This window comes from Kitasatospora sp. NPDC050543, assembly GCF_044457565.1.
Taxonomy (GTDB): domain Bacteria; phylum Actinomycetota; class Actinomycetes; order Streptomycetales; family Streptomycetaceae; genus Kitasatospora.
This window is the reverse complement of the sequence record NZ_JBITGZ010000041.1, coordinates 1-12385: the sequence shown is the minus strand read 5'-3', so window position 1 is coordinate 12385 and position 12385 is coordinate 1. Positions and strand designations below refer to the sequence as shown.

Here is a 12385-nt window from a genome sequence, read left to right as displayed (position 1 = left end):
CCACCCCCCTACGACCGGCTGCGCCGGACCCCTCCTGAGACACAGGAATAGAGACCCATGTCAAAGCACACCCTCTCCGTCCTGGTCGAGAACAAGCCCGGCGTGCTCGCCCGCATCGCCGCCCTGTTCTCCCGTCGGGGCTTCAACATCGACTCGCTCGCCGTCGGCCCGACGGAGCACCCGGACATCTCCCGGATGACCATCGTGGTCAACGTCGAGGACCTCCCGCTGGAGCAGGTCACCAAGCAGCTCAACAAGCTGGTCAACGTGATAAAGATCGTCGAGCTCGACCAGGCCGCTGCGATCCAGCGGGAACTGGTCCTGGTGAAGGTCCGCGCCGACAACGAGACCCGGTCGCAGATCGTCGAGATCGTCCAGCTGTTCCGCGCCAAGACGGTCGACGTGTCCCCCGATGCGGTGACCATCGAGGCCACCGGCAGCTCGGACAAGCTGGAGGCGATGCTGCGGATGCTGGAGCCGTACGGCATCAAGGAGCTCGTCCAGTCCGGCCTGGTGGCCATCGGGCGCGGCGCCCGTTCGATCACCGACCGCTCGCTGCGCGCCCTCGACCGCAGCGCGTAGTGACACCTGGGACACTCCGCGAAGGAGCTGTCTCACCCCCTGAAGCACCGCCCCACACCCCCGCCGGGTCGACGTACGGTTGGAACCGCAGTACCCGGCATCACCATCACGCAAGGAGATGTGCCCCCGTGGCCGAGCTGTTCTACGAAGACGACGCCGACCTGTCCATCATCCAGGGCCGCAAGGTCGCGGTCATCGGCTACGGCAGCCAGGGCCACGCCCACGCGCTGTCGCTGCGCGACTCGGGCGTGGACGTCCGCGTCGGTCTCCTGGAGGGCTCCAAGTCCCGGGCCAAGGCGGAGGAGGCCGGCCTGCGCGTGGTCACCCCGTCCGAGGCCGCCGCCGAGGCCGACGTCATCATGATCCTGGTGCCGGACCCGATCCAGGCCGACGTCTACGAGGAGTCCATCGCGCCGCACCTGAAGGCGGGCGACGCCCTGTTCTTCGGCCACGGCCTGAACATCCGCTTCGGCTTCATCAAGCCCCCGGCCGAGGTCGACGTCTGCATGGTCGCCCCGAAGGGCCCGGGCCACCTGGTCCGCCGCCAGTACGAGGAGGGCCGCGGCGTCCCCGCGATCGTCGCCGTCGAGCAGGACGCCTCGGGCAGCGCGTTCGCGCTGGCGCTCTCGTACGCCAAGGGCATCGGCGCCACCAAGGCCGGCGTCATCAAGACCACCTTCACCGAGGAGACCGAGACCGACCTGTTCGGTGAGCAGGCCGTCCTCTGCGGTGGCACCGCCGCCCTGGTCAAGGCCGGCTTCGAGACCCTGGTCGAGGCCGGCTACCAGCCGGAGATCGCCTACTTCGAGTGCCTGCACGAGCTGAAGCTCATCGTCGACCTGATGTACGAGGGCGGCCTGGAGAAGATGCGCTGGTCCATCTCGGAGACCGCCGAGTGGGGCGACTACGTGACCGGCCCGCGCATCATCACCGCCGACACCAAGGCCGAGATGAAGAAGGTCCTCGCGGAGATCCAGGACGGCACCTTCGCCAACACCTGGATCGCCGAGTACAAGGCGGGCCTGCCGAAGTACAACGAGTACAAGACCGCCGACTCCGAGCACCTGCTGGAGACCACCGGCAAGAAGCTCCGCAAGCTGATGAGCTGGGTCAAGGAAGAGGCGTAGCCCGCCCGCCGCCCGCGCCGCCCCACCCGGGACGCGCGGCGGGCGGCACCCCGAACGGGGCAGGCGCGTGGCCGGAACGGTCTGCGCCTGCCCCGCTCTGTACATCCTGGTTGTCCCGTGCGGGTGATTTCGCCGCACGGGGGCAGCCCGGCGGCCCACCCGTCGATAGACTTCCGAGTGCGCGTCAGGCCCACAGCGTCGTGCGTCTACCTACGCGGCATGCCACCTTCCCCCGCCGGTCACGCCACCTTCGTGCCCTGGACCGGGGAGAACCGGACAGTTAAGGACACACTGTCGTGAGCACTGTGACATCCAAGAGCGCCGTAGTACTGATCGCCGAAGAGCTGTCCCCCGCCACCGTCGACGCGCTGGGCCCGGACTTCGAGATCCGCCACTGCAACGGGGCCGACCGCACGGAGCTGCTGACCGCCATCGCCGATGTGGACGCGATCCTCATCCGCAGCGCCACCAAGGTGGACGCCGAGGCCCTGGCGGCCGCGAAGCGACTGAAGGTCGTCGCCCGCGCCGGCGTCGGTCTGGACAACGTGGACGTCTCCGCCGCCACCAAGGCCGGCGTGATGGTCGTCAACGCCCCGACGTCCAACATCGTCACCGCCGCCGAGCTCGCCTGCGGCCTGCTGATCTCCGTCGCCCGCAACATCGCGCCGGCCAACGCCGCGCTCAAGCAGGGCGAGTGGAAGCGCAACAAGTACACCGGCGTCGAGCTGAGCGAGAAGGTGCTGGGCGTCGTGGGCCTGGGCCGGATCGGCGTGCTGGTCGCCCAGCGGATGTCCGCCTTCGGTATGAAGATCGTCGCCTACGACCCCTACATCCAGGCCGCCCGCGCCGCCCAGATGGGCGTCAAGCTGGTCTCGCTGGAGGAGCTGCTGGAGGTCTCGGACTTCATCACCGTCCACCTCCCCAAGACCCCCGAGACGATCGGCCTGATCGGCGACGAGGCGCTGCACAAGGTCAAGCCGACCGTGCGCATCGTCAACGCCGCCCGCGGCGGCATCGTGGACGAGGCGGCGCTCGCCAGCGCGCTGCGCGACGGCCGGGTGGCCGGCGCCGGCCTGGACGTCTACGCCAAGGAGCCGTGCACCGACTCCCCGCTGTTCGGCTTCGACAACGTGGTGGCCACCCCGCACCTGGGCGCCTCCACCGACGAGGCGCAGGAGAAGGCGGGCATCGCCGTCGCCAAGTCCGTGCGCCTGGCACTGGCCGGCGAGCTGGTGCCCGACGCCGTCAACGTCCAGGGCGGCGTGATCGCCGAGGACGTGCGCCCGGGCCTGCCGCTCGCCGAGAAGCTCGGCCGGATCTTCACCGCGCTGGCCGGCGAGGTGGCCGTCCGGCTGGACGTCGAGGTCCGCGGCGAGATCACCCAGCACGACGTGAAGGTGCTCGAACTCTCCGCGCTGAAGGGCGTGTTCGAGGACGTCGTGGCCGAGACGGTGTCCTACGTCAACGCCCCGCTGTTCGCCCAGGAGCGCGGCGTGGAGGTGCGCCTGACGACCAGCAGCGAGAGCCCCGAGCACCGCAACGTCATCACCGTGCGCGGCACGCTGGCCGACGGTGGCGAGATCGCCGTCTCCGGCACGCTCTCCGGCCCGAAGCAGACCCAGAAGATCGTCGGCGTGGACGCCTTCGACGTGGACGTGGCCCTCACCGACCACATGGCCTTCTTCAAGTACGAGGACCGGCCCGGCGTGGTCGGCACCCTCGGCCGGATCCTCGGCGACGCCGGCATCAACATCGCCGGCATGCAGGTCGCCCGGGACGGCGAGGGCGCGCTGGCCTCCATCACCGTGGACAGCCAGGTCTCGCAGGACGTGCTGACCGAGATCGCCACCGCGATCGGCGCCAAGTTCGCCCGTTCGGTGGACCTCGGCTGACCTCCCCGGCCTGCTCCCGCAGGGCCCGGACCACCTCGGTGGTCCGGGCCCTGCGGCGTTCCGGGCGACTTGGCGTCTCAGATACTAGGAAATCCAACTATTCGTGCAGACAGCGCCCGCCGTACGTCGTACCGTGAAAGAGCCATACGGTGCGCCACCCCTGGAAGCCAGGGCGCGTGGCCCGTGTGTGCGTACGCACCATGGCAGGCGATCCCTGCTCGGCGTATCCCCTCCCCACCCTCGGCACGTATGTGCCCATGAACCAAGGAGTCCGGTATGCCCCCCACCGCAGACCGCCACACCTCCCCCGCCAGCTCCGACGCCCGATCCCCCCGCCGGCGTCGTCGCACCGAGCCCAACCCGCACGCCGCAGCCGCCCTGCAGCGCGCGCTGGACCGCCGCGACAACGGCGGCGTCACCGGCCACCTGAGCCACGTCTGACCCGAATGGCCTGACGGCACGTCACCCCGGAGAGTGTAAGTAACGCCCGTACGAGGGACGTTGCTCGCACTCTCCGGCGCGATGATCCTAATTTGGTGCCTCCGGAAGGGTGATCGACGGCCGCACGGGGCGGACGTCAGCGGCACGCCGTGCGGATCAGTCCACCCCTGCCGGGGGAGAGGGCCACGTGCGCAAGCCACCCGTCCGCCGTCCGGTCGCCGGAGCCGGATTCGTCCTCGCGCTTCTCGCGGGCCAGGCTCTGGTCGGCGCCGCCCCGCCCAGCGCCGCGCAGGGCCCACCGCCCGCCCGCGCCGCAGCGCGCGGCGCCACCGTCAGCGTCCTGCTGGAACTCGGCACCGAGCCCGCCGCCCCCGCCTGGCGGCGTGCCCTCGGCCAGGCTCGGCGCGAGCTGCGCTCCCCGCAGGAGGCGCGCCGGCAGGCCGCCCGGGCCGGTGCCGAGCAGCGCGGCCACGCCCTCGACGCCCTCGACGGGCTGACGCGCTCCCTGCGTACCGCCGCGCCCGCCGCCCGGGAGCTCTACCGCACCCAGACCCTGCTGACCGGCCTGGCCGTCACCGCACCCGTCGAGGCGCTGCCCGCGCTGCGCGCCCTGCCAGGCGTCACCGCCGTCCACCCGATCATCCGCAAGGAGCGGTCCAACTCCTACTCGGTGCCGCTCACCGGCGCGCCCGCCGTCTGGTCCGGCATCGGCGCCGGCGCAGGCACCGGGCAGGGCACCCGGATCGGCATCATCGACAGCGGCATCGACTACACCCACGCCGACTTCGGCGGACCGGGCACCGAGCAGGCCTTCACCGCCGTGGACGGCGCCAAGCCCGCGCCCGCCGCGCTCTTCCCGAACGCCAAGGTCGTCGGCGGCCGGGACCTGGTCGGCGACGACTACGACCCCGACCCGTCCTCGCCCGCGTTCCAGCCCGTCCCGCACCCCGACGGCAACCCGATCGACTGCGCGCTCAACGGCCACGGCACCCATGTCGCCGGCACCGCCGCGGGCTTCGGCGTGAGCGCCGACGGCCGTCCGTACACCGGCCCCTACCGGCCCGGCCTCGACCCGGCGGCGTTCCGGATCGGCCCCGGCGCCGCACCCGGTGCCCAGCTGTACGCGATCCGGGTGTTCGGTTGCGACGGCTCCACCGACCAGCTCGCCCAGGCCCTGGACGTGGCCGCGGACCCGGACGGCGACGGCGACCTGACGGACCGCCTGGACGTCGTCAACCTCTCGCTCGGCAGCCGCTTCGGCAACACCGACGACGCCGACTCGATCGCCGCCGACCGGCTCAGCGCCAGCGGCACCGTGGTGGTCGCCGCGGCCGGCAACGAGGGCGACGTCTACGGCGTCGGCGGCAGCCCCGGCACCGCCCCGCGCGCCCTCGTCGTCGCCGCCTCGGTCGACCCGCACAGCGACAGCGACGGCATCCGGGTCCTCGCCCCCCAGTCCCTCGCCGGTGTCCTGCCCGCCCACTGGAGCGCCCGCTACCAGGGCTGGAGCAGCACGGAGGTCAGCGGGGAGCTGGCCCTGCCCGCCGACCAGGCGGACGGCTGCACCGCCTTCGGCGAGGCCGACGCCCGCCGCCTCGCCGGCAAGATCGCCGTCCTCGCCTGGCAGACCAAGGAGCCCGACCGGGCCTGCGGCTCCGCACCCAGGACCGACCACGCCGCCGACGCGGGCGCGATCGGCGTGCTGCTCGCCGCCGACAGCGACCACCTGCCCGAGATCGCCGGCAACGACCGCATCCCGGCCGCGCTGCTCGCCCACGCCGACGGGGAGCGGCTGCGTGAGGCCGCCGGCGCGGAGCCCGTCCGGGTCCAGCTCGCCACCCCCGGCAACGGCTTGCACGGCGTCGTCGGGCAGGACCAGCCGCAGCGGGTGGACACCCTCACCGACTTCACCTCGCGCGGCATCGGCGTGCCCGGGGTGGTCAAGCCCGACCTGGCGGCACCCGGCGAGACCATCTGGTCCGCGAAGGCGGGCACCGGCGTGGGCGGCATGCGCGAGGACGGCACCTCGATGGCCACCCCGCACGTGGCCGGGCTCGCCGCGCTGGTCCGCGCCGTCCACCCCGACTGGACGGTCGAGCAGGTCAAGGCCGCGCTGATGAACACCGCCGGGGACACCTGGCTGGGCGACGGCCACGGCGGCCCGGTCTACGGGCCGGAACGCACCGGCGCCGGACGCGTCAGGGCCGACCTGGCCGTCGCCACGCCCGCCCTCGCGTACGCGGCGGGGGAGGGCGCGGTGGAGGGAGCGGTCGGCGTCTCCTTCGGCCCGGTGGCCGTCAACGGGCCGTCGGCACTGACCCGCGAGGTGGAGGTCCGCAACGTCTCCGCCGCGCCGTTGACCTATCGCACCGGCTACCAGGCCGCCACCGAGCTCCCCGGCGCCGCCTTCGACCTCTCCCCGGAGCGGATCACCGTCCCGGCCGGCGAGAGCGCCCGGGTCAAAGTCACCCTCCGGGTCCCCGGGCAGCTGGAGCGCGCCCCTGACCCGACCATCGACCTCACCCAGGGCGGGCACGCCCGCAGCTACCGCGGCGAGCTCTCCGGCCGCCTGCTGCTCACCCCCGAGAGCGCCGGGCCGCCCGTCCTGCGGGTGCCGCTGTTCGCCGCTCCCCGGCCCGCCTCCGACCTCTCCGCGGGCCTCCAGGCCGACGCGGCCGGGGCCGGCAAGGTCCTGGGGCTCACCGGCCGCGCCGCGCCCACCGCCGTGGGGGGGCTGGTCAGCGCCTTCGCGCTGGGCGGCGAAGGCGAGCGCTGGCCCGACTGCCCCTCGCCCGACCTGTGCGTCGACCGCCCCGGCGACCGCGCCGCCAACCTCAAGGCGGCCGGCGCCGCCAGCGACGCCCCCGCGGTCGGTGGTGACCCGCTCGCCGACGGCACGCTGTACCTCGCCGCTTCCTTCTGGGCCCCCGTCGCGACGCCGGTCGGCTCCTTCGCCGTCCGCGCCTCGATCGACACCGACGGGGACGGCGTCACCGACGCCGTGGTCCAGGCCGACCGCCTCACCGGCAGCGACGTCCTGGTGGCCCGGACCCTGGACGCCCGCAGCGGCGCCGAGCTGGACGTCCAGCCGCTCAACGCCCGCTGGGGCGAGACCGACACCGACCTGCTGGACAGCGACGCGCTCGTGCTGCCGGTACGGCTGGCCAAGCTGCCGCACCTGCGGCCGGGCGCCTCGAAGATCCGCTACGGCCTGTGGACCGGCTTCACCGGCCCGGGGCTGCCCGACGCCCACGAGGCGCTCGGCAGCATCGGCCTCAAGGACGCCCGCCCGACCCTCACCATGGACGTCCTGGCCCCCGCCCTGGACATCCGCAGCGGCATCGGCGGCCCCGCGGCGATCGCGGCGCCCGAGCAGCCGGGCGACGTCCTGGACGTCAAGCGCGTCATCGGCGACACCACCACCCGGGTGCTGCTCATCCACCACCTGAACATCGACGGCCACCGCGCCGAGATCGTCCGCCTCGGCTGACCGCCGGCGTCCGTCGGGAGCCCCTGCCCACCGGCGGGGGCTCCAACCTTGCTGGACCCGGCGCGCACGACAGGCGCACGCTCCCCCACAGGGGTGGCTCGGGCGGGGATACGCCGTGCGCCTCGCGGATCGGCGTCATAGTCCGGTGCGGAGGACACCGTGGCCGATCGGCCGCTCCCGATGGGGATCGATCTGTCGATGATTGAGCCGCGACACCACTCGTCCGGATAGTGGACAGAAGGTGTCACCCCCTGGGACGCCGGAGTAGGGTCCCTACATGTCTCGCAGCCTTCGTCTCGCAGTGATCCCCGGTGACGGCATCGGCCAGGAAGTGGTGGCCGAAGGCCTCAAGGTCCTGCGCGCCGCGCTCCCCGCTGACGTCAAGGTGGAGACCACCGAGTACGACCTCGGCGCCCGTCTCTACCACCGCACCGGCGAGACCCTGCCGGACAGCGTGCTGGCGGAACTCAAGACGCACGACGCCATCCTGCTCGGCGCCATCGGCGACCCGAGCGTCCCCTCCGGGGTGCTTGAGCGCGGGCTGCTGCTGAAGCTCCGCTTCGCCTTCGACCACTACCTCAACCTGCGCCCGGGCAAGCTGTTCCCCGGCGTGAAGTCCCCGCTGGCCGGCGAGCCGGCGATCGACTTCGTGGTCGTCCGCGAGGGCACCGAGGGCCCGTACGTCGGCAACGGCGGCTCGCTGCGCACCGGCACCGAGCACGAGATCGCCACCGAGGTCAGCCTCAACACCGCGTACGGCATCGAGCGCGTGGTCCGCGACGCGTACCGCCGCGCCGCCGCCCGCCCGCGCAAGAAGCTGACCCTCGTCCACAAGAACAACGTGCTGGTGCACGCCGGCCACCTGTGGAGCCGGATCTTCGCGCAGGTCGGCCAGGAGTTCCCCGAGGTCACCACCGACTACCTGCACGTCGACGCGGCGACGATCTTCTTCGTCACCCAGCCCGAGCGCTTCGACGTGATCGTCACCGACAACCTGTTCGGCGACATCCTCACCGACCTGGCCGCCGCCGTCACCGGTGGCATCGGCCTCGCGGCCAGCGGCAACATCAACCCCACCGGCGAGTTCCCGTCGATGTTCGAGCCGGTCCACGGCTCGGCGCCGGACATCGCCGGCCAGGGCAAGGCCGACCCGACCGCCACCGTGCTGTCCGTCGCCATGCTGCTGGAGCACCTCGGCTTCACCGCCGAGGCGGCCAAGGTCGAGGCCGCCGTGGCCGGGGATCTGGCCGAGCGTACGGGCACCCGTTCCACCTCGCAGGTCGGCGACGCGCTCGCCGCCCGAGTATCCGGCTGACGGGCCGGAGAACCTTCACAGCTGCTCGGCCAGCTGTTCGGCACGGCCCTCTAGATGCGACTATCAACAGTGGGCCGTGCCTTCGTGTGTTCGAACACCCGTGGGCGGGGCCCGGACCAACCCCACGGTGAAGGACAGACAGCCATGAGTACGCCCACCCAGGCGCCCATCACGTTCGACCTCAAGCCCTCCGCCCACCCGCTGTCCGACGCGGAGCGGCAGGCGAGGCTGGCCAACCCGGGCTTCGGCCGGGTCTTCACCGACCACATGGTCACCATCCGCTGGACCGAGGGCCGCGGCTGGCACGACGCCCAGCTCACCCCGTACGCGCCGCTGGAGATCGACCCGGCGAACATGACGCTGCACTACGGTCAGGCGATCTTCGAGGGCCTCAAGGCCTACCGCCAGGCCGACGGCTCGATCTCGACCTTCCGGCCCGCCGCCAACGCCGAGCGCTTCCAGGCCTCCGCCCGCCGGCTGGCGATGCCCGAGCTGCCGGTCGAGGCCTTCGTCGAGGCGGTCGAGGTGCTCGTCCAGCAGGACCAGGCGTGGGTGCCCAGCGAGGCCGAGCAGAGCCTGTACCTGCGGCCGTTCATGTTCGCCACCGAGGTGGGCCTGGGCGTGCGCCCGGCCAACGAGTACCTCTTCATGATCATCGCCTCCCCGGCCGGCGCCTACTTCCCCGGCGGGGTCAAGCCGGTCTCGGTCTGGCTCTCCGAGGAGTACGTCCGGGCCGCTCCCGGCGGCACCGGCACCGCCAAGTGCGCCGGCAACTACGCCGCCTCCCTGGTCGCCCAGGCCCAGGCCGCCGCCAAGGGCTGCGACCAGGTCGTCTGGCTCGACGCCGCCGAGCACCGGTGGATCGAGGAGATGGGCGGGATGAACCTGTACTTCGTCTTCGGCGAGGGCAAGGACGCCAAGATCGTCACCCCGGAGCTCTCCGGCGCGCTGCTGCCCGGCATCACCCGCGACTCGCTGCTCTCGATGGCCGCCGACCTCGGTTACGCCGTCGAGGAGCGCCGGATCTCCACCGACGAGTGGAAGCAGGGCAACGCCGACGGCACCCTGACCGAGGTCTTCGCCTGCGGCACCGCCGCTGTGATCACCCCGGTCGGCTCGGTGAAGTCCGCCCGCGCCGACTGGACGGTCGGCACCGGCGAGCCCGGCCCGATCACCATGGAGCTGCGCAAGGCGCTGCTCGCCGTCCAGGGCGGCCAGGCCCCGGACACCCACGGCTGGATGCACAAGATCGCCTGAGTCGGGCCGCCCCGGGCCGGGCGCCCCGCACCATCGGGACGCCCGGCCCGGTCACCTCGAAGTGCTCCGCTCGTCGAGCCGCTCGCAGGGAAGGAGGCCGTGCCCGCGTCCTTTGGCAGTGCCCGGCCGACCTCAGGCGTTTCGTATCGCGAGACGCCCCGGCCGGGTCGCGGTCGGTGTGTCAGACTGCCGGTGTGTCCTCGCTTACGCTGATCATTAGCAGCAGGCGCGCCGGTCCGCAGTGACCGCTCCGCAGTACCCGAACGCGGAGCGACCACCAGCGTCCAGACCCGCGCGCAGACCTCTCGCACCCGCGAGGGGTCTTTTGTTTTGCCCCGGACCGGCCGGAGCCCCCACAAGGGGCCGAGGGACACCGGGAGCGCGCGGGATGCTGGACAGTGGAGCCGGATCCGACCGGCAACAGCAGTAACTCCACCGAACGGAGAACCCAGGGCCATGACCGAGGCCAGTAGCCGCACCGACGACAGCTTCCACGTCTTCGACACCACCCTGCGCGACGGCGCGCAGCGCGAGGGCATCAACCTCACGGTGGCCGACAAGCTGACCATTGCCCGGCACCTGGACGAGTTCGGAGTCGGCTTCATCGAGGGCGGTTGGCCCGGCGCCAACCCCCGCGACACCGAGTTCTTCGCCCGGGCCGCCGCCGAGCTCGACCTTCGGCACGCCAGGCTGGTCGCCTTCGGGGCCACCCGCCGGGCCGGCGGCAAGGCCGCCGAGGACCCGCAGCTGGCCGCACTCGTCAACTCGGGCGCCCCGGTGATCACCCTGGTCGCCAAGTCGCACGACCGGCACGTGGAGCTCGCCCTGCGCACCACGCTGGAGGAGAACCTGGAGATGATCCGGGACAGCGTCGAGTACCTGCGCTCGCGCAAGCGCCGGGTCTTCATCGACTGCGAGCACTTCTTCGACGGCTACCGGGCCAACCGTGACTACGCGCTCGCCGTCGTGCGTACCGCCCACCAGGCCGGTGCCGACGTGGTGGTGCTCTGCGACACCAACGGCGGGATGCTCCCGGCCGGGGTCCGGGACATCGTCGCGGACATCATGGCGCACTGTGCCACCTACAAGCCCGGCGCGCGCCTGGGCATCCACGCCCAGGACGACACCGGCTGTGCGGTGGCCAACACGCTGGCCGCCGTGGACGCCGGTGCGACGCACGTCCAGTGCACCGCCAACGGCTACGGCGAGCGGGTCGGCAACGCCAACCTCTTCCCGGTGGTGGGCGCGCTGGAGATCAAGTACGACCGCCGGGTGCTGCCGGCCGGCAGGCTGGCCGAGATGACCCGGATCTCGCACGCCATCGCCGAGGTGGTCAACCTGGCCCCGTCCACCCACCAGCCGTACGTCGGCTTCTCGGCCTTCGCGCACAAGGCCGGCCTGCACGCCTCGGCGATCAAGGTCGACCCGGACCTCTACCAGCACATCGACCCGGAGCGGGTCGGCAACACCATGCGGATGCTGGTCTCCGACATGGCCGGGCGGGCCTCGATCGAGCTCAAGGGCAAGGAGCTGGGCTACGACCTCTCCGCCGACCGCGACCTGGTCGGCCGGGTGGTCGCCAGGGTCAAGGAGCAGGAGAACCTGGGGTACACCTACGAGGCCGCCGACGCCTCCTTCGAGCTGCTGTTGCGCGACGAGGTGCGCGGCGGGCGGGAGCGGTTCTTCACCCTGGAGTCCTGGCGGACCATCAGCGAGCAGCAGGCCTGGGGGCCCGCCGGGTCGGAGAGCGGGGCAGGGGGGGCCGGCAACGAGGCGACGGTCAAGCTCTGGGCCAAGGGCGAGCGCCGGATCGCCACCGGTGAGGGCAACGGGCCGGTGGACGCGCTGGACAAGGCGCTGCGCACCGCGCTGGAGAAGATCTACCCGCAGCTGGCCGCGCTGGAGCTGGTGGACTACAAGGTCCGCATCCTGGAGGGCCAGCACGGTACGGGCTCCAAGACCCGGGTGCTGATCGAGTCCACCGACGGTACGGCGAACTGGTCGACCGTCGGGGTGGCCGACAACGTCATCGCGGCCTCCTGGCGGGCCCTGGAAGACGCGTACACCTACGGACTGATCCGCGCCGGGCTGGAGCCGTAGAACCGCCCTCGGGTCCGCTCACACGACGGCCGCGGCCCACGGACCGTGAGGTCCGTGGGCCGTTCGCCGGCACCGTCCGCCCGCCTGGGCATCGGGTCAGCGCAGTCGGGCGAGGAGTGCGTGTTCGACGAGGGTGATGAGGGCGCTTTTGGCGCTGTCGCGGCGTCGGGCGTCGAGGGCG

At 72.4% G+C, this 12385-nt stretch carries 8 protein-coding genes and 1 pseudogene; 8 read left to right on the top strand and 1 reads right to left on the bottom strand.

Going from position 1 to position 12385, the window contains the following annotated elements; all coding sequences use genetic code 11:
* Nucleotides 1-57 precede the first annotated feature (57 nt).
* The 8 genes from ilvN to cimA all read left to right on the top strand — a co-directional run bounded on the left by ilvN (nucleotide 58) and on the right by cimA (nucleotide 12204).
* Nucleotides 58-582 carry an acetolactate synthase small subunit gene (gene ilvN, locus ACIBH3_RS31865; protein WP_396315583.1) on the top strand — a complete coding sequence of 175 codons (525 nt, stop codon included), beginning with the start codon at nucleotides 58-60 and terminating at the stop codon, nucleotides 580-582.
* 128 nt (nucleotides 583-710) lie between these two features.
* The gene (gene ilvC / locus ACIBH3_RS31860) at nucleotides 711-1709 is read left to right on the top strand and encodes a ketol-acid reductoisomerase (protein ID WP_396315582.1); all 999 of its coding nucleotides are present in this window, start codon (nucleotides 711-713) and stop codon (nucleotides 1707-1709) included.
* 305 nt (nucleotides 1710-2014) lie between these two features.
* Entirely contained in the window at nucleotides 2015-3601 is a 1587-nt protein-coding gene (gene serA, locus ACIBH3_RS31855) for a phosphoglycerate dehydrogenase (protein ID WP_396315610.1), read from the top strand.
* Between the two features lie 276 nt (nucleotides 3602-3877).
* Nucleotides 3878-4042: a hypothetical protein gene (locus ACIBH3_RS31850; protein WP_396315581.1), complete on the top strand. Its 165-nt coding sequence runs from the start codon at nucleotides 3878-3880 to the stop codon at nucleotides 4040-4042.
* A gap of 187 nt (nucleotides 4043-4229) precedes the next feature.
* Nucleotides 4230-7532, top strand: a complete 3303-nt coding sequence (locus ACIBH3_RS31845) for a S8 family serine peptidase (protein ID WP_396315580.1) — start codon at nucleotides 4230-4232, stop codon at nucleotides 7530-7532.
* Between the two features lie 277 nt (nucleotides 7533-7809).
* Complete coding sequence (locus tag ACIBH3_RS31840; RefSeq protein WP_396315579.1) at nucleotides 7810-8847, top strand: 3-isopropylmalate dehydrogenase; 1038 nt, start codon at nucleotides 7810-7812, stop codon at nucleotides 8845-8847.
* 144 nt (nucleotides 8848-8991) lie between these two features.
* The gene (locus ACIBH3_RS31835; RefSeq protein WP_396315578.1) at nucleotides 8992-10104 is read left to right on the top strand and encodes a branched-chain amino acid aminotransferase; all 1113 of its coding nucleotides are present in this window, start codon (nucleotides 8992-8994) and stop codon (nucleotides 10102-10104) included.
* A 456-nt stretch (nucleotides 10105-10560) separates the two neighbouring features.
* Complete coding sequence (gene cimA, locus ACIBH3_RS31830; protein WP_396315577.1) at nucleotides 10561-12204, top strand: citramalate synthase; 1644 nt, start codon at nucleotides 10561-10563, stop codon at nucleotides 12202-12204.
* Between the two features lie 96 nt (nucleotides 12205-12300).
* Here the strand turns inward: cimA and ACIBH3_RS31825 are convergent.
* A pseudogene (locus ACIBH3_RS31825) lies at nucleotides 12301-12385 on the bottom strand (ATP-binding protein); the annotation flags it as partial.

Coding starts and splice junctions, on each gene's coding strand:
- ilvN (WP_396315583.1), top strand. CDS start 58: ATGTCAAAGCACACCCTCTCCGTCCTGGTCGAGAACAAGCCCGGCGTG.
- ACIBH3_RS31850 (WP_396315581.1), top strand. CDS start 3,878: ATGCCCCCCACCGCAGACCGCCACACCTCCCCCGCCAGCTCCGACGCC.
- ACIBH3_RS31840 (WP_396315579.1), top strand. CDS start 7,810: ATGTCTCGCAGCCTTCGTCTCGCAGTGATCCCCGGTGACGGCATCGGC.
- ACIBH3_RS31835 (WP_396315578.1), top strand. CDS start 8,992: ATGAGTACGCCCACCCAGGCGCCCATCACGTTCGACCTCAAGCCCTCC.
- cimA (WP_396315577.1), top strand. CDS start 10,561: ATGACCGAGGCCAGTAGCCGCACCGACGACAGCTTCCACGTCTTCGAC.